At 49.5% G+C, this 21899-nt stretch carries 23 protein-coding genes; 11 read left to right on the top strand and 12 right to left on the bottom strand.

The genetic code is table 11. From position 1 onward, the window contains the following. The first annotated feature begins 86 nt into the window (after positions 1-86). A complete protein-coding gene (locus LLG46_12375) occupies positions 87-1244 on the top strand; it encodes a conjugal transfer protein TraF (protein MCE5324093.1) in 1158 nt (385 codons plus the stop codon). Positions 1245-1511: 267 nt separating this feature from the next. Here LLG46_12375 and fliG read toward each other — a convergent pair whose 3' ends face one another. Next, complete coding sequence (fliG, locus tag LLG46_12370) at positions 1512-2534, bottom strand: flagellar motor switch protein FliG (protein MCE5324092.1); 1023 nt, start codon at positions 2532-2534, stop codon at positions 1512-1514. Between the two features lie 185 nt (positions 2535-2719). On the opposite strand from fliG, the gene LLG46_12365 reads away from it, so the two are divergent. Both LLG46_12365 and LLG46_12360 read left to right on the top strand, forming a co-directional pair. Beyond that, positions 2720-3622: a hypothetical protein gene (locus LLG46_12365; GenBank protein ID MCE5324091.1), complete on the top strand. Its 903-nt coding sequence runs from the start codon at positions 2720-2722 to the stop codon at positions 3620-3622. Between the two features lie 169 nt (positions 3623-3791). After that, complete coding sequence (locus LLG46_12360; protein ID MCE5324090.1) at positions 3792-4892, top strand: hypothetical protein; 1101 nt, start codon at positions 3792-3794, stop codon at positions 4890-4892. A gap of 84 nt (positions 4893-4976) precedes the next feature. Here the strand turns inward: LLG46_12360 and LLG46_12355 are convergent, their stop codons facing one another. Beyond that, positions 4977-6428 (bottom strand): ADP-ribosylglycohydrolase family protein, encoded by a 1452-nt coding sequence (locus LLG46_12355; protein ID MCE5324089.1) that lies wholly within the window; start codon positions 6426-6428, stop codon positions 4977-4979. A 142-nt stretch (positions 6429-6570) separates the two neighbouring features. On the opposite strand from LLG46_12355, the gene LLG46_12350 reads away from it, so the two are divergent. The 5 genes from LLG46_12350 (at position 6571) to LLG46_12330 (ending at position 9233) form a co-directional block, all read left to right on the top strand. Next, positions 6571-7317, top strand: coding sequence for an NTP transferase domain-containing protein (locus LLG46_12350; GenBank protein MCE5324088.1), 747 nt, complete (start codon positions 6571-6573; stop codon positions 7315-7317). Further along, a complete protein-coding gene (locus LLG46_12345; protein MCE5324087.1) occupies positions 7317-7466 on the top strand; it encodes a hypothetical protein in 150 nt (49 codons plus the stop codon). The genes LLG46_12350 and LLG46_12345 overlap by 1 nt, the downstream gene beginning before the upstream one ends. Then, positions 7466-8467, top strand: coding sequence for a galactose-1-phosphate uridylyltransferase (galT, locus tag LLG46_12340; GenBank protein ID MCE5324086.1), 1002 nt, complete (start codon positions 7466-7468; stop codon positions 8465-8467). Before LLG46_12345 ends, galT begins: the two co-directional genes overlap by 1 nt. Before the next feature lie 146 nt (positions 8468-8613). Further along, complete coding sequence (locus tag LLG46_12335; GenBank protein MCE5324085.1) at positions 8614-8904, top strand: nucleotidyltransferase family protein; 291 nt, start codon at positions 8614-8616, stop codon at positions 8902-8904. Continuing rightward, positions 8901-9233, top strand: coding sequence for a DUF86 domain-containing protein (locus LLG46_12330; GenBank protein ID MCE5324084.1), 333 nt, complete (start codon positions 8901-8903; stop codon positions 9231-9233). Before LLG46_12335 ends, LLG46_12330 begins: the two co-directional genes overlap by 4 nt. A 1-nt stretch (position 9234) precedes the next feature. Here LLG46_12330 and LLG46_12325 read toward each other — a convergent pair whose 3' ends face one another. The 3 genes from LLG46_12325 to LLG46_12315 form a co-directional block, all read right to left on the bottom strand. Beyond that, positions 9235-11592, bottom strand: coding sequence for a cation:proton antiporter (locus tag LLG46_12325; GenBank protein ID MCE5324083.1), 2358 nt, complete (start codon positions 11590-11592; stop codon positions 9235-9237). 24 nt (positions 11593-11616) lie between these two features. After that, complete coding sequence (locus LLG46_12320) at positions 11617-11781, bottom strand: hypothetical protein (GenBank protein ID MCE5324082.1); 165 nt, start codon at positions 11779-11781, stop codon at positions 11617-11619. Between the two features lie 124 nt (positions 11782-11905). Further along, entirely contained in the window at positions 11906-12079 is a 174-nt protein-coding gene (locus LLG46_12315) for a 4Fe-4S binding protein (protein MCE5324081.1), read from the bottom strand. Between the two features lie 269 nt (positions 12080-12348). On the opposite strand from LLG46_12315, the gene LLG46_12310 reads away from it, so the two are divergent. Further along, positions 12349-13461, top strand: coding sequence for a hypothetical protein (locus LLG46_12310; GenBank protein ID MCE5324080.1), 1113 nt, complete (start codon positions 12349-12351; stop codon positions 13459-13461). Positions 13462-13470: 9 nt separating this feature from the next. Then, positions 13471-13923 carry a hypothetical protein gene (locus LLG46_12305; GenBank protein ID MCE5324079.1) on the top strand — a complete coding sequence of 151 codons (453 nt, stop codon included), beginning with the start codon at positions 13471-13473 and terminating at the stop codon, positions 13921-13923. Between the two features lie 65 nt (positions 13924-13988). Here the strand turns inward: LLG46_12305 and LLG46_12300 are convergent, their stop codons facing one another. From LLG46_12300 to LLG46_12270, 7 genes are all read right to left on the bottom strand, one after another. After that, the gene (locus LLG46_12300) at positions 13989-14639 is read right to left on the bottom strand and encodes a choice-of-anchor E domain-containing protein (protein ID MCE5324078.1); all 651 of its coding nucleotides are present in this window, start codon (positions 14637-14639) and stop codon (positions 13989-13991) included. A gap of 339 nt (positions 14640-14978) precedes the next feature. Next, the gene (locus LLG46_12295; protein ID MCE5324077.1) at positions 14979-16322 is read right to left on the bottom strand and encodes an FAD-dependent oxidoreductase; all 1344 of its coding nucleotides are present in this window, start codon (positions 16320-16322) and stop codon (positions 14979-14981) included. Next, positions 16319-16768, bottom strand: coding sequence for an SRPBCC family protein (locus LLG46_12290; GenBank protein MCE5324076.1), 450 nt, complete (start codon positions 16766-16768; stop codon positions 16319-16321). The genes LLG46_12295 and LLG46_12290 overlap by 4 nt, the downstream gene beginning before the upstream one ends. Before the next feature lie 144 nt (positions 16769-16912). Beyond that, positions 16913-17311 (bottom strand): DUF559 domain-containing protein, encoded by a 399-nt coding sequence (locus LLG46_12285; protein MCE5324075.1) that lies wholly within the window; start codon positions 17309-17311, stop codon positions 16913-16915. A gap of 62 nt (positions 17312-17373) precedes the next feature. Continuing rightward, entirely contained in the window at positions 17374-18546 is a 1173-nt protein-coding gene (locus LLG46_12280) for a Gfo/Idh/MocA family oxidoreductase (protein MCE5324074.1), read from the bottom strand. A 7-nt stretch (positions 18547-18553) separates the two neighbouring features. After that, positions 18554-19171, bottom strand: a complete 618-nt coding sequence (lexA, locus tag LLG46_12275; protein ID MCE5324073.1) for a transcriptional repressor LexA — start codon at positions 19169-19171, stop codon at positions 18554-18556. 16 nt (positions 19172-19187) lie between these two features. Further along, the gene (locus LLG46_12270) at positions 19188-19613 is read right to left on the bottom strand and encodes an archease (protein MCE5324072.1); all 426 of its coding nucleotides are present in this window, start codon (positions 19611-19613) and stop codon (positions 19188-19190) included. 369 nt (positions 19614-19982) lie between these two features. On the opposite strand from LLG46_12270, the gene LLG46_12265 reads away from it, so the two are divergent. Further along, entirely contained in the window at positions 19983-21470 is a 1488-nt protein-coding gene (locus LLG46_12265) for a hypothetical protein (protein MCE5324071.1), read from the top strand. Positions 21471-21899 lie beyond the last annotated feature (429 nt).

Genomic DNA, 21899 nt, shown 5'->3' with positions numbered 1-21899 from the left:
GCTTGATGTTCCACACCGCAGGAATAATTGACCGCGTTGTGGAAGAGACTCATCGATATTTCCATTTCGTTTCAGGGAGGAGTTCAATGAAGGTTTTGCTCGTATTGATGTGCTCGCTGGCAATCGTTATGACAGCCGGCACGGTTTACGCAAGCGATATCAATTTTGGAAGCTATGCGCGTTCAGTTGCAATGGGAGGCGCGGGTCTTGCAATGACGGACGATGCATCCTCATCGTCAATTGTAAACCCGGCTGCGGCTGCCGCCATCGGCAAAAAATTCCAGTTTGTCTTTCCGAGTTTCGATCTGCGTGTCAGTGGCGCAGATTTAAGCGATCTTACTGACCGGACAAGTGAAATTTCCAGTGGTAACGATGATGATGCATTGAAACTCATCAGAGACTTCGGCAAACAGGATACCACGCTCAATTTCGGTGTAGTGACCGGTTTTTCAGGTGCATTTGGCGTAACAGCTGAAGGCGAGGCACAGGCGGTCATAAGCCCCAGCTCATCATTCAGTGAATGGGCAATTGCCGGCACTCCGACCTCGGTTGACGGGCTGAAAAGCATGACATTTTCAGATGACGAAGTCAACACAGTTATTCAGAATGCTCTGGCGGATGATCAGATAAATGGTACTGATGCCAGCGACATAGTCAACGCAATTTCCGGCAGTACCAATTTGGCCGGCAAATATGTATATGCGCTTCCAGCAGTCAACTTGGGCAGAGGTTTTGATACGACTGGTGGCAAACTCTGGCTCGGCACTCGGATGCGCTGGCTGCACAGCGAGGCCCACAAATGGAACGTGTCACAGGAAGATGGTGTCACTGACTCCATCGAGTTGGATGTCACTGAGACTCAGAACGTTGAGGATGACGGTTTTGGGGCGGACTTAGGGTTAATATATCAGCCCAAAAACTCATTCATTCAGTATGGAATGGTCATCAATAACTTCTGGGATGCCAAGCTCGAAGGAATCGAGACTCCTCGTATGTATAGTTTGGGTATTGCCGCTCAGCCAAACAACAGATGGAAATTCGCGGCTGATCTCGTCAATATAAACAAGGCCTATGATGAGGATACAAAACTAAGAATGGGTGCTGAGCTGAACCTGACAAACAAGATCGCCCTGCGTGCAGGTTACTCAGGCGACTCGTTCACATATGGTTTCGGATTATATGGTATAAACTTAGCATTTTCAGACGATGCGCCCAGCATCATCTCAAGAGTGCTCAGTTTCTAGCCCGCATTATTTACTAGAAACGTGAATAATGCTCTCGGAGACCCGTATTATGCGCTTTACGCATAATACGGGCTAAGTAAATCACGGTTGGTCGCTTGCATACCACTATAATTTTTCACGCCAGTAAAACCACATACAATCGTGCAATTTACTGACCGTAAATTGCTTAGCGCCGAGTATTTGTAATCGCATATAAATTTGAATGAGGCTGCCCTTTTGGAGCAGCCTCATTTTAATAATCAATACCAAATACCCAATACCAAATTGCTAGACCAATACTTCGTCATCCGAGGAGCGCAGACTTATCTCCCCAGCCTCATCGAGCTGTCGGGCAATACACGCAATTCGGAGCTGAGCAGCTTCCACGTCTCGCAGCTTGATCGGTCCACTGGCTTCCAGGTCTTCTTTCAAGGTCTCCACGGCGCGACTGGACATGTTGCGGAAAAATACTTCTTTCGCATCATTGCCTGAACCCTTTAGCGCAAGGCGAAGATCTTCCTGTGGAACATCACGCAGGATCACCTGAATCGAGCGGTCGTCCAGAGACAGAATATCATCAAAGACAAACATGCTCTCTTTGATCTGGTTTGCTACCTCTTCGTCGACTTCGGTAAGATAATCCAGAATCTTCTTCTCGGTGCTCCGGTCGACGTTGTTAAGTATCTGAACAACTGATTTGTTGCCGCCGACTTCAGAAAAATTGGCATTTTCGGTCATAGCCAGACGCTGCAATAGAATATCGGCAACGTTTTTTACTGTTTCAGGGTCAGTGGGCTGCATAACAGTCAGTCGGAGCGCAACCTCTCCTCGTGTCTGCTCAGGAAGCGCCGAAATGACTTGCGCTGCCTGTTCAGGAGGAAGGTGGCCGATCACAAGCGCTGCTATCTGTGGACGCTCGTTGGTCAAACACTGAGCCAACTGCCGCGTGGGGGCGCTGCGCAGCCAGCGCAGAGCATTTCCACCGTCGGAACCCAGCTTGCCGAGGACTTCCATGGCCTTCGATTCTCCAAGAACTTCCTCCAGCAGTTTGCGTGCATATTCGGTCCCACCAGTCAGGTCAGCTCTTTGCAGTTCCTTGCAACACTCATCAACAACCTGCTCACTTATGCTCTGGTCCAGACGATTAATCATAACGATCTCACTTGTAAGTCGTTCGATTTCGTCAGGAGTGAGCTGCTGCATTATAGTCGAAGACATCTCGGTCCCAAGCGCCACCATCAGTATGGACGCTTTCCGTAGGCCCGAGTAGCTCTTCGAATGTTTTTGAGGTTGTGCTTCAGCTTCCGGCATATGTGATATCCCTGTCTCTATTACAACTACATTAATAATCGGAATACAAGAGGCGCAAGTTTAGCCCGTGGAAATACCTGATTCCAAAAAGACACTCAGAGGACTGCAGAAGGACTTGGAATGCGTGCTGTCGAAATAGCTATGTGTGAAGTATGCGGTTTTACCGCGAAGCAAGGAGACGCTCTGTGACGGTTGCTGACAAGGCTGCTGGAATAAACAAGCCTTTTCGCAGAAACCTTTTATCGGGACTATTTGGACTTGCGGCTGCGAGCGCATTTGTTGCTATGGTTTTGAGCCGCCAGGATAGCCTTGACCCGATGCTTCTGATGTTGTCGATCTACGTTTTCCCCATTCCGGTGGCTATCGGCATTGCGGCAGGATTGGTCGCGCCGCGCAAAGCCATAGTTTGGTCTCCGTTTTGGGCGTGCATAATTACAGCTCTTGCAATGGCGCTTTTTTCTGGCTTAGTGAGCAGCAATGGAATAGGGTTTCCTGCCTGGCGAATAGCATTCATAGTGCTCGGATTGGTTTTGGCAGGACTCGGAGGATTTGTAGGGGAAATAGCCAATAAACGCATGTTTGTTATGCAGACAGCCGCCTTGATAGTATTGGCTTGTTTGGCAATGACACTTTTGGTATGCTGGTCTGCTGCCAGGCGCGTGCTTTTGTTTGAAAAAGAAGGGCTGCCGAGAGTTGTCGCAGTTCTCAACAGGGACTACATTGAAACTCCCGCTAACCAAGCGTGGCGTTTCCGACGCGATCCAGAAATGGACGAGTATATTCTGAGGACCCGGTTGCACGGTAAATCTCTTAAAGTGGTAACAAGCACCAAGGAGACCAGAATTCTGGGAGTCGAATATGAGCTTGACGGCGGTGGACAGAATATCAAGAACTGGGATGAAGCAAAGAAATATCTGATGCAGCGCGGTTTTCGCGAAAAACTGCTGACGAGTCTTGCAAAACAAAATGGAGCAAGGGACCTTTGGTGCGCAAGTCTGGAAGGAACCAGGTTGACGCTGTCGACCACTGGCGATGTAAAGTTGGAAGCGTTCCAGGAACCATCCGAACAACTCCCAAAGCGATACTAGTCAATTCTGAGCAATTTACGCTAAGTAAATTGCACGTCTTGGTCTTGAGCGCGTATATTTAGAAAACATATCTCTGAGAGCATTATTATGCGGACAGCGCATAATAATGGCTAATACAAGTTCAAGGCCGTATATCACTTAAGTTGCAGACCTCGGAGGAAATTCTCGAATGAACAACCGGATTCCTATTATTATTCTCGGCGTACTTGTCCTGGTGGCAATTGTATATCGGATCGCCAATCCTCCACAGCCGCCGACGCCGGGGCCCAAGGGCTACATACCGACTTGGATCAGCATGAGCAAAGTCGGCGATATGGGACCTTGGCAAGTCAATCCGTCCGGGCAGATGTGGGCAGGCGCATGGAGTGAAACAGGCAAGGAAGGTAAAACGCGATCTGCAATCTGGGTCATCGACCTCGAAAAGCTGGACGCAAAAAACTACAGCCTTAATGGAAAAGTGGAAGGCCTGGGCTGGAGCAACGACAAAACCGTAAATGTGATGATATCGCAGGATGGCAGCAAATTAATTAGCATCAACACTGATGGTGATGAGTTGGGCGCAGGAAAAACCATTAACACCTATGCTCAGGCACCAGTATGGCCCGTCAAGTCAGACATGTTCATCGCAGCAAAGGGCGGCACCATATCAGTCTGCTCGACCGCCGGCAAGACCGTAGGCAAAGAGGTTACCTTGCCTGTCTCCAAGGACACAATATATGGCACCGGCGCAATCAGTGCTGACGGCAGTGTGTTTGTGATCTCAACAAAAAAGGATATGACGAGCAGCAGTCAGTTTTTTTATCTTGGCAACACAACAGATGGATCAGCCAAGCATATTTTCGACTCAGAAGAACTGCCTGGACGTGTGGAAGGAATATGGGTCTCATCGAAGAGCATCCTGATAATCTGCTCCGAGCGCGATAAGTTCGACAGAGTGGTCTATGATATTGCGGATGGTAAATTGCAGACACTCAAGTCTGGACAAAAACTGGATATTGTGAGTTGGCCGGATGCGCCAAAAGATATGATGTTCGTTTCATATGCTGCCGGATATGATCTGGCGCTTGCCAGTGGCAAGACAAAGAAACTCTTCGGTTTTGAGAATTTACGCAGATCGGATGAATCGTGGCGGTCTGAAGTCCAGGGTGGACGACTCTACCCGCGCAAAGACGGCAGCTATACCAGCGTATCATTCGCGGCAGGCGCGATAGATATCAGAACCATCGAAAAAGACGGAGCCAGAGGCAAGGAAATCCTTCCGAGGATGTAATTGGTCTGATGATTTGATGGCTTTGATAGTTGATTGTGTGAATGATGGTCGGGGGTATTCCTGCCCCCGACCTTTTGGTTGACGTCACCTGGAATTGTAAAAGATTAGAGGCACCAACCCCACAGTCGGGCGTCCCGGGGTCACTATTTCAAGTATTCCGCGAGTGGTCGCCTCCGTGACAGACTCAGCCGTTATCTCCACATCTATTTCCTGTTTTGGTGGCCAGTGGGTTATATATGTATGGCTCCTGAGTCCTGTGGATGCGATCCAACCCTCCGGCAGGTGCCAAATCAGTTCCAAATGACGCGAATCCGGCATCCGGTTAATGAGCGTGATTTTCATCGGCAGAGGCACACCGGCCCTGATTTCAGGAACGACGAGATAGTCTACGATAACCTTTGTATGAATAAAGTCATACTCGAGGGCATATGGCGACTTTTTCCATATCTCGCGAGCGGCAATATTCTCATCCAGCTTCAATTCGCTCGCGTGCGAAATATCAGATTTTCCGTCAACTATTTCAACCTGTCCTTTATGCGCGTGTATCGAATGCTCGACCTCGGCCATCACCTGCTTTGTCAGTTCATCAAGAGTGCCGGGAAATACACGGTCCGCGCATGAGCCCTTGTCAATCGCCAACGTAACGATCCGGTCGCCGATCGGCTCTGTCCACTCCTTTGGGATGGCCTTTCTGCCGAGTATGATGCCAAGGGTTGCGCCCAGAGTTGCGCCGGTGCAGTCCGTATCGTCGCCACAGTTGACTGCAGTGCAGACCGACTTGCCGAAGTCTCCCTCTCCATACATCCAGCCGATTATCACGAATGCCACGTTTGCCGGAGCCTGGAACCAACCCAGGTCGGCGCTGTCATCGACTACCGCCTTTCGTGCTTCTTTCCAACTCAGGCCATTCTTATACGAATCGAGCACGATATTGATACTCTTTGCGACCCTGCAGTCCGGCGGGATTTTGGAAAGGCCGATTTTTATAAGTTCGTCGCGGTCACTGACAACAAATGCCGCACTTTGCACGGCAGATGTAAAGAGAGCCGCATTTGTGCCCTCACCGCCGCCGTGGTCTACGCAAGCGTCTTCATATGCATACTTGATTGCGATATCCGGGCAGCCCGGAGCAAGACATGCCCATATCTCTGAACGTATCCATGCGCCGTTTGAGTCACGCCAGAGTTCATTGTAGCATTCGCCCGAGAGTGGTGGAATAAGGCCTGCACGCATATTAGACTTGCAGATGCCGTATTCATTCCAGTGTGGAGGAATAAAGTTGAGCCAATATTCGCCCAAGACCTTCGCGTTCACACCCAGCGGCCCGCGGTCCTGGATTGCTCTGAGCCAGATGAGCTGAAGATCGAGGTCGTCATTAGGAACCGGCTCGCCTGAAGCGTTTTTATAGCCATGAACATCCTGCATATCAGTGCAGCATTCATATGGCATACCCAGCGTGCCGCCTATGTTCTTGCCGAGCCAACAGCCATAAATCTTATCACGCAGTTCATCACGATTGATCTTTACTATCGACATAATAAAAACCCTGCCACCTTTGCATTTCGCTGTATCTCCAGATATCTTTCCCACTTGTCATAACTAATCCTTCAGCAAATTGCACTCACTAACAACAAGTTATTGACTACTACAGCTTATGCACTGTACACTCTGAATAGCTATGAATATAAAAACATTCCGTGGACTCATATTGGCTGCGGGCAAGGGCTCGAGGTTCCAAAGCGAGGCGGGAAAGCCTTTTGCAAAGGTCTTGAGACCTCTGCTCGGCAAGCCTATGGTAAAGTATGTCGTCGATGCGCTCAAAGAGTCAGGAATAGATGACATTACACTAATTGTCGGCTACCAGGCAGATCAAGTGATGCGCGAGATGAGTCAATCGTTTAGTTATGTCACCCAGACCGAGCAGAAAGGCTCCGGTCATGCCGTTATGTGCGCAAAAGATGTTTTCTCCAATTTTGACGGTCATCTGATAATAATGTGCGGCGATAGTCCGATGTTTAGAGCCACTACCATATCTCGTTTGATGAGCGCACACATCGAGTCAGAAGCTGTAATTACCCTTGCTGTGGCAGAGCTTATCGACCCGACAGGATATGGCCGCATCATACGAGACGGTTCCGGCAGTATTCGTGGGATAGTGGAAGAAAAATGCGCCGGAGAAGATGAACGCTCAATCAAAGAAGTAAACGGCGGTGCATATGCATTCGATTCTAAATGGCTTTTCGACAATATCTCAGGCATGGAAATAAATGAAGCCGGCGAGTATAATTTAACTGATATGGTTCGTGTGGCTATAGAGCAGAGGCGAATAGTCTCTGCAGTAAAATGCAATCCTACCGAGCTTGCCGGTGTCAATACACCTGCGCAGCTTGCGGCAGTAGAAGAGATAATCAGAGGTAATAAGTAATGGAAATGAAAAAGAAACAGATAACGCTCCCGGACGGCAGGACGCTCATATATTTCAGCTTCCCAAAGAAAGAAACAAAACTCACAACCCATAACCGGGAGGGCGAGGCTCCCGTCGAGCCGAAATGCTGCTGCGGAGGTGAGAAGTAATGAGTGAACTCCGATGGCATCCGATCCTGCAGCAGTGGGTAATTACAGCGACCCATCGACAGGACCGGACCTTTCTGCCGCCCGACGATTACTGTCCGCTGTGTCCGACAAAGCCCGGTGCATTTCCGACAGAAATACCCTCGGAAGACTATGAGATAGTCACTTTCGAGAACAAATTCCCGTCTTTGCGCCATCCCGCGCCTGAACCGGCAGTCGAAGAGACCGAGCTATACAAAGTGCGCCCGGCGGACGGTATATGTGAGGTAGTCTGCTATACATCCAAGCATGACAGCACTCTTGCCGATGCGGATATTAGTGACATTCGCAATCTGGTTGAAGTCTGGACAGACCGCTATCATGACCTCGGCAGCAGAGATTTCGTAGACTATGTGCTCATATTTGAGAACAAAGGAAAAGATATAGGTGTCACGCTTTATCACCCGCATGGTCAAATATACGCGCTGCCATTCATACCGCCGAAAGTTCAAAAAGAACTCGACTCGTCGTTGGATCACAAGACTCGCACGGGTAACTGCCTCTTTTGCGACATCATTGCCGAAGAATATAAGGACGGCAGGAGAATAATTGCTGAAAACGATTCATTTATGGCTGTGATTCCGTTCTTTGCACGTTATCCCTATGAGGTCTACATATTCTCTAAGAAGCATCACCAATGCATGGTCACGTTCGACGGGAGAGAACGCTGTGACCTGGCGAATATACTCAAAGTGGTGCTGCAAAAATATGATAACCTCTGGGGGATGTCGCTGCCGTATATGATGATAATGCACCAAGCTCCCACGGACGGACGCGACTACAACCACTATCATTTCCATATCGAATTCCATCCGCCGAACAGGACAAAGACCAAACTCAAATATATAGCGGGGTGTGAAACGGGAGCAGGGTCGTATATCAACGATACCCTCGCCGAAGAGAAAGCAGCCGAGCTGAGAGCAGCCGAGCCGAGCACTGTAGACAACACGTTCCTGGTATTATGAGTTGTGGATCATGAGTCGAATTCACCCAGATCAACCTTGCAATAGCTATTATAACAAGGATGAACAAGACTTGGAAAAGGTCTGTTTTCATATGGTAAAATATTGCGATGGTTGTCGGAGTCGGGCGACTTGAGAGGGAAAGACACATGAACGTACGCCAACTTCTTGAGAGTAAACGTGATGATATATTACGCATAGCATCTGCTCATAACGCTCACAATCTTCGATTGTTCGGTTCCATTGCGCGCAGCGATTACGATGATAAGAGCGACATCGACTTTCTTGTAGAGCTCGGCCCTGGCTGCGGCTTGTTGGAACATGCGGCGCTGATAAGGGAACTCGAGGAGTTGTTGGGGCGAAAAGTCGATGTTGTCAGCGAAAAGGGACTCAGGCAAAGAATAAAGAATCAAGTATTGCGTGAGGCCGTGCCGCTATGAGAGACGACCGCCAAAAGCTTCTGGATATACTGGAGGCAATTGAAAAAATAGATGAGCGTATTCAAGGCAACAAAGGGCTGTTCTATAATGACGAAGTGATCCAGGTCTGGGTGTTATATCACATTCAAATAATAGGCGAAGCGGCAGGAAGAATATCAGAATTGCTGCGTGAAAAACACACTCATATTCCTTGGACAGACATCATATCTATGCGAAATGTAATTGTCCATCATTACTTTGGTGTTGATTTAGATCAAATATGGGATACTATTACAGGCGATCTTCCTGCTCTAAAAACTTGGATCACTCAAATACTAAATGAAACGTAGCCTATTCTCCATGTGCAAAACGTTGTGCAGCCTGTATTTGGGCTGAGGAGCCAATCAAAATCATATGATCCCACGCCTTTATCTCGAAATCGGGAGACGGTGTGGTATGAAGTTCACCATTCGCGCTCCGCACTGCAAGTATCAGCACACCGGACGACTCCACAATACCCGACTCACGAATGGTTTTGCCTGCGATCTTTGAAGTTTCCATCACCTGTGCCTCCCCAAGCTCCAGATCAAGCTCGTCACTGTGCAGGACCATACCCAGAAAGTCCATAACCTGAGGTTTTAACACAGCCGAGGCTATCTGACGCCCGCCGAAAATGTATGGCGACATAACCCTGTCCGCACCGGCTCTGCGCAGCTTGCCCTCATTCTCGGATTTGGTCGATCTTGCAACTATATGCAGACCGGGGTTCAAGCCGCGCGCTGATAGGACGATAAACACATTTTCTTCATCGGTCGCGGTGACGGCTATCAACCCTTTTGCGCGCTCAATTCCTGCCTTAATCAGCATATCGTCCTCGGTTGCTTTACCCTCCACAAAGGGGACCTCATCCTCTATAAGCCTGGGAATCTGCTCGGGGTTCCATTCCACAACGACAAAAGGCACAGCCGCACGCTTGAAGTCCCTCACAATCTGCCGACCCATCCTTCCGTAACCGCAGACGATGTAGTGATCATGTAAAGCAGCAATATAATTGTCCATTTTGCGTCTGTCCTCCTCTTTGTCGGCTGCATTGATTACATCCACGGCATGCAGCGCGGAATCCATATACGGCACGAATACTATGTTTGCCCCTGCCGTTTTATACTCCCGTACCAACGTCCTCTCACCTGATGTGACTGCAATCCCACCGATGTAACCGTGGCTTTTGAGCGATTGCAATAGCGCGTGTGTCACTCTCTTGTCTCGGACCGAACTGATGACCCATCTCGCCCCTGAAAGCGGCAGCATGGATGGAAATTCAGGGTCTTCGGCATCCCCAAATAGTGCTCGTCCACCCTGGTCATTCCATTTCTTTACCGCTCTGGGATCAAAGTCGATTCCGACCACACTGCGTCCGGTTTTCATCAAGTCTCTTGCTATGGCGCTGCCGTAGCGTCCGAGTCCAAATATCAAGATATCAGCGCTGTCGCGCTCTGCGTCTTGTGACTGCTCCTTATGGCTGATCTTCCTCTCGAAAATTCCCAGATATGGAGAGAGCCATTCATATATATTATTTGAGTAAAGAATCAGGTAAGTGGAAAGGCCTATCGTAGCCAGTGCGACCAGGGTAATCAGCCCGACCGCTTGAGAGTCTATGTGACCTAGGTTCAGACCCAAGGCGGCCAGTATCAGGGAAAATTCGCTGACCTGTGCAACCAAAAGCCCCGTCAGAAAACCCGTGCGCTTTCTGTAGCCCATTACTGCCATAATGATCATAACAACAATGGGGTTGCCGACCAAAACGAAGATAGAAAGCGGGATCGCAGACCACACCTGCGAGCCGAGCAGACGTAGATTCAACTGTGTGCCCAGTTCGACAAAAAAGAAGAGCAGCAGGAAATCACGCAGGCTTACGAGTCTTGCGCCGATCAGTTCTCTGTAAGGAGTGGACGCAAGTGAGACACCTGCCAGGAATGCCCCCACTTCTTTGCTGAAACCCATATGGTAGCAGATATCCGCCAGAATAACCGCCCATGCGATGGCAAAGAGTATCAGCAGTTCAGCCGATCTTGCCAGCCAGGTAGTCAACCATGGCAGGATGAAATACATCATTAACCCAAGTCCGGCCAAGAGAGCGATGCCTTTCGCCATAATCCTGACTATTTGGACCCACATGCTCACATCGCCGTTGTGACCCAGACCGGAGAGCGCAATCATAGTCAGCACGACAAGCATATCCTGCACGATGAGCAATCCGACCGCGATGCGGCCATGCAGAGAGTCCGTTTCTTTCTTATCCGAGAGGAGTTTGACGATGATGATGGTGCTGGAGAAAGTCAGGGCCACGGACACATAGAGTGCCGTGATATGGTTCATTGCCAGGCCGATGCATATGAAATAGCCGATAATTGCGGTAAATACGACCTGGCCGAGGCCAATAGCAATCGCAACAGGACCAGTGCTGCGTATCAGGGAGATATCCAGCCTCAGGCCGACCACAAACAGCAGCAGTGCAAGGCCCAACTCGGCCAGCAGGTGGACTTGATCCGAACCCTTGACCAGACCGAAACCGGACGGTCCCACGAGGATGCCGACGGCGATATAACCGATGATCGGAGGCTGCTTGAGACGAAGTGAAATGACTCCTACTATCGCGGATATCAGCAGCAGTATGGCTATTTCGTCAAAAACACCTGATATCTGGGGCAACGCCATAAGAAATACTAGTGAAAGCTAATCGGTTATGTCTTTGTCAGATTGCAAACTGAGCTTTTGCAGCAGCGAAAGAATGGTTTTGACGTCCTGTCTCAGACCGGCAATCTCTTGCTGAAGCTGATTTACTTTCAGGGAAAGTGCCTCAATTTTCTTGCCGGTGGTAAGTTGTTCGTACGCGGACATTGTCACCATCCTCTCTCTGACTATCCAGAAGAATCAGTGTCGGCTACTTTTTTGGATAAATAGTGGGGAACGGTTATGCTGCGGAAACCGAAACTAAAGCGCCTGGTTTCCGCAGCGTCAGTTTTTACTCAAGCGAAATTGCTTCGCTCGGACATGCATCCACACATGCACCGCATTCAATGCATGCATCCTCATCGATAACAGCTAAGTTATTTTCGATCTTAATCGCCTCAACAGGGCAGGCCTCTGCGCAAGGTCCGCATCCGGCACATTTGTCTTTATCTACTTTGGCAGCCATAATTCCTCCAACGAGCTGAAATTAAAGTGCTGTGCTCAACAAGATTGCGGTTGGCTCAACACACCATTATACTTCTACTTCATATCACCAGGTTCCTTGATTACGCTTGATATTTTCATGCAAAACTTCCAACCCGCATTGTTCACGTTCCCCGTGAATAATGCTCTCGGAGACCCGTATTATGCGAAAAGCGCAGAATACGGGCTGGCGCACAGCAAATACCCATGCTATAATCAGTTGAGCATGTTTGTGAAAGGAATGGAGCAAAGTTGAGCCATAAAAACAGACATAATCGCAAAATTGTAAAAGAACCCAGGCTCGAAGGTGTCGCTCCGCCACAGATGCTGCGTGACGATTTTGCAGCACTGGACGCCAAAACGATACTTCGCTGCACGTATGACGTGGAGCAAATGGTGCTGCTGCAATCGATCCAGGGACATGCACATATGGGCCACGGCCTCTTCTACGGCAAGACATTCCCCAACACATCAATGGACGATATCGTCCGTGCACTCAGACTGGACCCCGGAATGGTAAAAGAAGAGCGCCAGGATTTGATAGATGAGATTAGCGAGTTTGTGGATCGGGTAATAGCAGGAGAGCATATTCGTCATGCATGTAACACGGAGGATGAACCACTGCTGCGGTGCGGCGCTCTCCGCAGCCTTGAAATTGAGCCACATGGCGTCTTGCAGGGACTGTATGTTGGAGGGCTTAGAGATGAAGCCGAAATCAGAAACCTTGCCAATAGGCGATATGGCGTCGAGATGGGCTATGGTGAATGCTTTCTGGTCGATCAGACTGTCATGAAACGCCTGGGACTCAACGGTTTTGACCTGGCAAAGCAGGCGCATGAAGATGAGATCGATGAGTTTGAGCGAGAGGGGCTGTTCGCCGTCAATGGAGACCCGCACATAGATTACATGTATGTACGTTACAAAGTGGGGCCCGGTGCCTCGGATGATGCGGCAGTCGTGATGGCCGGAAAGATGCATGGGCTTTCAGCAGCAGTGGGCTGTTTCCTGGCAGATGCCGTAGACACTCTGGAAAAATATGTGCCGGAATATTCGGATCAGGATGCGGAGATAGCCGATTATATAGAGCATTATTACAAAAATTTGGGGCTGACTAAGGATGACGCGGTCGACCTGGCGTATCTGTGCGCTATCCCACATGAAAAACAGGGGGAACTGCCTGACAGCTCACTGAGGCACATGCTTGAAATAGACCGCAAGCACGACCAGTGCGCGCTGGAGAGTCATCTTGCATTCGTGTCGGGCAGACCAAGGTCGCTTATGGAACTCGACCATGGCGAATGCAGTAACGAGGAGTTTTATCAGTATATCGAACAACGCCTAAACTCATTCAAGGCAAAACACTAGGAGGATAAAATGCGAATATTAGTCGTTTTGTTGTGCATTCTGGCCACGGCGGCGCTTGCGGGCTGTGGAGGAGGTGGAGGCTCATCGCCTATCATACCGTTTAGTGTAACATGCACCGCGCCTGATGGAGCAGTACCGGATGGAGTCACAATCACCGTAACCCCAAAAGCCGCAAGCAGTTTCACGACATCACTGGAGGGACCAGCTTTTGTGGCAGCCGCCACCTGCTTGCCTGCCGGGACAACATTCAACCAGGCAGTAACTCTTACGTTTAAGCTGGACAACGCTGTCGCAGATGGAAAGACGGTAATTCTTTTCATAACCGAAGACGACGGCGGGACTCTCACGCAAGTATCGGGAGTGACTCCAACACTGTCCGAGGACAGAAAGACTGTGACTGTTCAAGTTACAAGCTTCCCTGCGGATAAAGATTACGTATTGGCAACCACTGCAAGCCCATAGTATAAAAAAAGGCATCCCCACTCTCTTGGGGATGCCTTTACACTTTCTCAAACAACACTCTACGGTTATCTCCTCCGGCGAATACCAAAACCAACGATTCCCAACAGACCGGCAGCAAGTGAAGCTATGCTCGCAGGTTCTGGAGTATAGTATTCGACTGTAGCCGTTGCACTCGCTGAGGTTAGGTAATATGAAGCGACATTACCTGTCCCAATAGTCTGGGATATCGCTGCAGCCACAATCTCCAGATCGAACGTTCCATCTCCAACATAGTCACTAAATCCACTGGTCAGCGTCATCGAGTCTGACTTAGTATCAGAAGTTGTGAAGTTGCCTCCTGAAGTGCCACTCCAATCCCAGAGCAGATCATAAGCAGCTGGGGTCACCGTGTTGGAATAGGCCGGAGCCACCGAAAGCAGCGTGGAGCCACCCTTTTTCATGGAAACGGTCGCCGTCCAGGTCAATTGGATGTCTGCCGGCTTTGACGCACGATTCTCATAACCGATGTCACTTTGACCGGTAGCCACAAGCGTTATCACTACTTTGTCCAAGTTTGCAATATCACCGTGGAATTTTTCCAGCGATATCACCTGGCTCCAGTCAGTCTGAGTCAAACTGATTGTTTCCGAATCCGTTGTGACAGCTGCGTAGGCTGCCCCGCCCAGGAGAATGGCCAGCAGGCTAAGCGCACAAACTTTAAATACTGGTCCTCTCATTCTACATCCCTCCGTTTGTCTGATCGCTTTATACTTCTTGGCACGAGATCCAGCCGACCCGACATGGTCATCAAACAATCTCAGACCACTCGACCACTCCATGCCAGCATGGAGGAAATAAACACGATAATTCCCGTCTCCGACAAAACTGCCTTTAGCGATCTATTTCCACTTTCCAGGGATACCTATGCAATAATCGTGCCAACAGGCATAAAAAGCCAGCTTGAGATAAATTCTTTTTTGATAAGGTGGGTTACAAGCAGCAGAGCAATAAAAAATGGTTCCAGGATTAGTTATCCCAGAACCATTACCAGTCACAAATATGAGCAAGAGAAGACATTACCCGCCCAGGCGATGCTGAATTTCTTGGGCAGCAATGACTCCAGAAGCCGAAGACTGTGCAAGGCCGCGTGTGACGCCGGCCCCGTCGCCGATGGCAAAAAGGTTCTTTATAGCAGTCTCAAGTTTATCCGACAGTTCTACCTTGGAAGAATAAAACTTGACTTCGACGCCGTAAAGCAGAGTATGGGGGCTGGCTACTCCAGGCGCCAGGCGATCCATAGCATGGAGCATCTCGAGTATGCCTGAGATATGCCTGTAGGGCAGGACAAAGCTCAAATCACCCGGAACGGCATCGACAAGAGTCGGCCGGGTAATGCATCGCTCGAGGCGCGAGGCAGTGCTTCTATGGCCGGATTCAAGGTCGCCGAGTCTCTGGACTATGACTCCCTCTGATAGCAGATTCGCCAGACTGGCTATGTATTTGCCGTATGTAATCGGCTCATGGAACGGCTCGGTAAACGAATTGGATACAAGCAGGGCGAAGTTGGTGTTGGCTGTCTTTTTACGGGCATAGCTGTGACCGTTGACGCTGGTGACACCATTGTGCTTTTCGATCACGACCTCGCCGTTTGGACACACGCAAAACGACCTGACCTTATCATCAAACGACTTGGAATAATAGACCAGCTTTGGCTCGTAGACGATATCTGTGATATCCTGCATAACGGCTGCCGGAATTTCGACCCTGACACCTACATCCACGGGATTGGTCATTGTTTTGAGATGCAGACGATTGGCTTCGTTTGCCAGCCAATCTGCGCCCGATCTGCCGGGAGCTACTATGACGTAATCAGCCTTTATGACTTCGCCCGAAGCAGTCTTAACGCCGGCAATCTTGCTGCCTGAGACGACAAGCTCCTCAATGGGTGTTTCCATTTTGACCTCGACCCTCTCGCGCAGCGCATCGCGCATGCGTGTGAGGATCGCAGGACACATCTCAGTGCCCAGATGCCTGACTTCGGAGTGCACAAGCTGCAGACCAGCAAGCTGAGCTCTGTGCTCGATGTTTGCAATCTGATCTTCGTCAGTGCCATAGACCTTTTCGGAGCCGCCGTAGTTGACCCATATCTGATCCACATATTTAAGCAGCCTGCGGACCTCCCGTTCGGACATCAGGTTATTGAGCTGGCCGCCCACATCGGGTGAAAGCGTCAGTTTGCCGTCGGAAAATGCGCCTGCCCCACCCCAGCCGGTAAGCAGTTCGGCCTTGCGAACGCGCTGATCTATATCGGCACCTTTATCGACTATGCATACGGTCAAGCCCTTCACCTTTGACAGATGAAGAGCTGCAAATATACCCGCCGGACCGGCACCGACAATCAACACGTCATACTTCATTATTTCCGCTCAACCTCCCGCTTTATGGCAGCAAGCATATTGTCTACATTTTCTTTCATTTTCTTGGCGATCAGGCCTTTGATGAGAGCACCCACCAGCGGCACATCGTATTCAACCTCGATCTCCGAGTCGAAACGTGTGCTCGAACCCAAGTCGGTGAATGTCCACAAGCCCGAGTACTTGCTGTAGTCGCCCTTCACCAGTGAAAACTTACAGGTTTTGGCCTGGTCGTCCCATATATCTTCTTCGGTCCATTTGATCGTTGTCTTGAATTCTTTTACGATGCCGGTCCATTCTGAAATTGTGCGGCCGCCGTCGGCGCTCCTTTCGACCACTTTTACGCTCTTGACATCCGGCATAAACTCAGGGAATGCCTCAATATTCTTGGCAAGGGCATAGACGTCACCAATCGTGCCGTTTATTTCTATCGAACTTTGTACTTTTGGCAATTTATGTCTCCTGTTTGGTTTGCTATATACGACTGGTTGTTTACCTCTCCCCCAACCCCTCCCCGATACGCAGAGGGAGCTATTACCGCCACCGTCCTCAATGCGAAGAGTAGAACTGTTCCCCCTCCTGTCCTCGGGAGGGGGCTAGGGGGTAGGTTTCTCGCACCTTTCATTACACACATAAAGTATTTGTTCTAACACAACTTCCGTTTCCTTTATGGCCTGACTGTTCGTGAATCGCAAGACACGTATACCCAACTCTGCAAATGCCTTATCTCTACGTGCATCGTAGTCAAGATCATGAGTATAGCCGTCAAGTTCCACTGCAAGGCATGCTTGGTGACAATAAAAGTCCGCAATGAAACCTGAAATTAATTGCTGGCGTCGAAAGTGATACCCGCAGAGCTGATTTGCACGAAGCCTGCGCCATAACGTTCGTTCCGGCACAGTCATATCGCACCGCAATTGCCGAACTATTGCTGCCTTCTCAGGACTTATCGGATGTCCACAGACTATGTTTTTGGGCTTGCGGTCTTTGGCCATGGTAAAAGCGATAGGTTGTTTACCTCTCCCCCGCCCCTCCCCGATACGGGGATGGGAGTGGCTCATCTATCAGGATACTTGATCTCCTGGAATGTGTTGGTCTTATCCGATTCTTTTGCCTTGAGGCACATAAGCACACTCATAAGGCCCGCCTCAATCGGCGCTATCGACTCCGCGCCCTGTGTAATAACTCTCTTGAAGTTATCGACAAGCACTGTGTCGCCGCCGCCATGCGACATACTCGCACCTCCGACCTTATAGGTCTCGGCTACGGGTGAATGATGCATAAATACCTTTACCTCATCAGTCGTCCAGTCATATTCAAGAGTGCCCTTATAACCAAAGAGTCTCACGCCACGCTTGCCGCCGCCTTTTCGCGTAAAGAAATTCTGAGAGTAGCTGACATGCATGCCGGTTTCATAGCGGATCAATGCGCCGCCGGAGTCTTCATTGCCGGTATCCACAGCAAAGCTGCATAAGTTATCATTCGGCTCAACACGCTTTGCAGATTGAGAAGAAAAGTACATGTGATACGGGCTTTCAAGGCAGGTATCCCATTCCTTGCAGTCATTGCACTTCAGACCTGCCGGACGATCACCCTTGAAAATCTGCTTGCTGGTCATGGCGGCTATCATTACTGGTTTGTTATCACCAAGCAGATAATTGATATTATCAAGGTCATGCGTGGCTTTTTGGAGCCAGAGACCGTGCGTCTCATTCTCATCGCGATACCAGCCGTGATAGTAGCACCCACCGTAATAGACGTTGTTCCACGCCTGCACGTGCTCAATAGTGCCCAATTTGCCCGAATCGATGATTTCTTTCGCTATGCGCGAGTGAGGGGTCGTCCGCAGCGGGAACGACACTACCACTTTGCTGGTGCTTTTTTCTGCTGCATTACGCAGCGCGATAAGGTCCTCCATTGTGGTTGCGACCGGCTTTTCCAGGTAGAGAGGAAGATTGTGTTCGAGCACTTTAACCCCCATCTTCGCATGAAGATGGCACCTGGTGCCAACCAGCACACCGTCCAGTTCTTCCTTATCGAGCATCTCGTCGGGGTCCGTATAGAAGGCCACTTTGTCGGGGTCTCTCTCATCTTCCCGCATCTTCGCTTTGATCTCGTCATTTCTGACATCGGTGATGGCTGTAACTTCAGGCCCCTCACCGAGCTTCTGCATAAAATTAATTACATTGTTGATTCTTCTACCATAGCCGAGTACACCGAGACGTATCATTTTCTTTCTAGTCCATCCTTCTTATAAGCCCTACAACTTTGCCGACAACATCTACGCTGTCGAAATACATCGGCTCCATGGACGAGTTTGCCGGTTGGAGCCTGATCCGGCCGTTTTCTTTGAAAATGTGTTTCACAGTGGCCTCGTCCTCGACCATCGCAACAACCGTATCGCCGTTCTCCGCGGTGTCCTGTTTACGGACAATGACATAATCTCCGTCCACAATGCCGTCCTCTATCATGCTATCACCTTTGACACGCAGCATAAAGCCCTCGCCGCCGCCAAGAAATTCACTCGGCACGGGAATATTGTCTTCCACGTTCTCATAGGCAAGTATCGGGCTGCCGGCCGCCACTCGCCCGACAAGTGGCAGATTAGCGACGCTTTTCCGCTTTGCCGATTTGATGCCGTCAGTCACAACGCGAATGGCCCTGGTAAGGACCGCGTCGCGCCGGATAAGACCAGCATTCTCCAGACCCTTAAGGTGAGCATGCACTGTGGAACTGGAACTAAGTCCGACTGCTTCGCCGATCTCACGTACCGTCGGCGGATAGCCCAGTTCGTCAGTGTGTTTGACGATATAATCTAATATCTGCCTCTGCCTGTGGGTAAGTTCCTTCTCCATATTTGCCTCCCATTGGCTAAACATCAAAAATAGCCTGCGCGCACCATGTGCCCTCGCTTCGCTCGACAGACATCCTGTGATACGTTACGGCCTTTATGCTCGGACCCAGCCACTCGATGTCGTCGGCAATCTTGCGATATGAGACCATGCACACCAGCTTGCCCGCCGACAGATCGATCATCTTGAAATCGAGCGGCATCAGTCCATCGCCGTCAAAGAGCACAATCAGCGACGACAGGAATCGCTCCAAAAGAGCAATGTCATCGTCACCGGTTGCGACAACTTCAATGATATCGGTCGGCTCGTATTTGTCCAGGTCGGCCATTATCGAGAACATGCCGAAAGCGGCGTTCTCAAATGCTTCCGCCTTGCTGCCGCCGTATCCGATCACCCCGATATCAGCCGTGTGCTCGATCAACTCGAACTTATGTTCGCGCTTCATTATTATGTTTATACGCTGCCTGGAGCGAAACTTCCTTCATAAAAAATTGAGAATAGCAGTTTGCGTATTATGCTTATTATATAACGTAATAATATCCGGTTATACTCGGCACGTCCATAGCGCTCGACAATCACATTTGCCGAATAATTCATCAAGACAAAAAAAGATCATGACCAATTACGCCAAACAGTATCAGTATGGACGAACAATCCCAATCGCGACCAAAAGGTTGCCGCATCGGATGCCTGAAATATTGTTTTGGCATACCACTTTTTGGTAAAGACTGCATTCCTGCCAACGTCCCTGGTAAGTAGTCCCGATTCGTTATATACTAGTCGGGTATATAGATGTCATGTACGGAGGATTGGAATGAGACATAGCACCATCACACTCGCCGCCTGTTTAGTGTGTCTCCTGACACTTGGTCAACAAGCCTGGACAGCAGAACCCAAGCAGATCAAGGGAGGCGACATCACAGTTTCATACCCTGCGGGGATGAATGTTCAGGCGCAGCGCATACTCACCAAAGCCAAGAAATCCATCCAGCCCTCTCTCGATATCCAAGAGCAGACGATCAAACTTTTAGCCGACACTGGTGCCATCGCGGGCGATATTGCAAGCCTGCTGGGATGCGTTGACAAAAAAGACGAAGCACAAAACCGGCTGAATGCATACAAGACAAAATCTCAGGCACTGGTTGCATGCTTTTCCAATATCAAACTCATGAAAACGTCAGAAGCAATCGCCACGGGCGGCGTCGATGCAGGAATCATGCAAATACGCTATGACAATAAGACTGATGAGTTCAACATGGCCTTGTCTCTGAACAATATAGACCCAGAAAAGATCAAACTGAGCTACTTTCCTGTGTTTGTGAATTCCGATGGCACGATCAGGGCGGAAAATAAACTCACGGATATGGCCATGGATTTTATGGGATCAAGCAAAGCAATGCTCATCGCGCCTGTTCATGATAGTGTTGGGTATGTGATGGCTGAGGAACTGGATCTGTATCAGCCATTTGCGCGGTGGTTCAATGAAGGCGTCAGTGGATGGGTGGCGCGTCATGTAGTCGTAAAGACCGATACCAGACTTGCTGGTCTTGCAAACGAGCTTATGGCTGTCAGTCCCGGATCAAAACAGCTCAGGGACAAGATTGATCTGCTTTCATGGCCTCAGAGAGCGTTTCAGAACTTGAAATCGCCGAGTTTTAATCCCGAACTTGAAGTCGCACAGACGCAATATTCCATCCAGATCATCTCCGATCTTCTCGACAAAAACGGCACGCAGACTCTGCCTGCTATTATGAAAGAAGTCAACTTCAATCCAAACGCCGATACAGACACCATCTGCACGGCAATCAAAAAAGTGACCGGCAAAGACTTCAAAAATATTTTACTTGACTATGTTCCAGCAGACATTCGTAATGGGATCAAGTCGAACGATGCTCCAAAGCTGGCCAAACGCGCAGAAGAGCTTGTCGGCGAGAAAAAACTGGTAGATGCCGCGGACAGACTGCGCAAAGCTCTGGAAATGAACCCGCAGGACATCAACGCACGATTGAACCTTGCCTGGATCGAGCGTGAGACCGGCGATAATCTTGATTCGGAATTCCAGACGTTTATAACCGCCCGCTTGCTCACAAAGGGCAATTATTCATTTCATCTTTACGGCGACAGCATAGAGGGCAATTATGTATTGGCACGTCTTTCTATCCTAATGGGCAATATAGAGTATGCCAAGAAACTGCTTCAGCCTGTGCTTTTGGCCAACCCGAATCATGCTGACGCGAAACGCGCCATGGAAGAGATAAAGAAACTCAACAGCGTTATGCATGGCGGCTCGGTCAACCAGTAATACCGCCCATGAAATATAGCTGCAAGATTTTTGAAACTAATTGCAATTAAGCGTTGACAGTCCCGGATTGAACGTGGTAATATATCTCCTGCCGGTCGGGTAACACTGCCGACCCCTGTAGTTGCCTGAAAACAAGTTTTAATTAACTTCAAAAACTTGTTGACAGGAACAATTGAGTGCGGTATAATATACCTTGCCTGGGGGGAACATTCCCCGGGCTTTTGACTGAGTTCTTTGAAAACTAAATAGTGCAAGCGTGAAATAAGGTTATGAGTTTCAGCCTGCTAATGCAGGTGTTGGTAAAGTATGAACAACAGATAGACTCTCTTGAGTTGTTTATCTACGTTTCTTGCGTAGTGACATAAATATTCTTATGGAGAGTTTGATCCTGGCTCAGGACGAACGCTAGCGACGTGCCTAAGAAATGCA

Source organism: bacterium (genome assembly GCA_021371935.1).
Lineage (GTDB): Bacteria > Armatimonadota > UBA5829 > UBA5829 > UBA5829 > UBA5829.
This window is presented reverse-complemented; position numbering and strand designations above follow the sequence as displayed.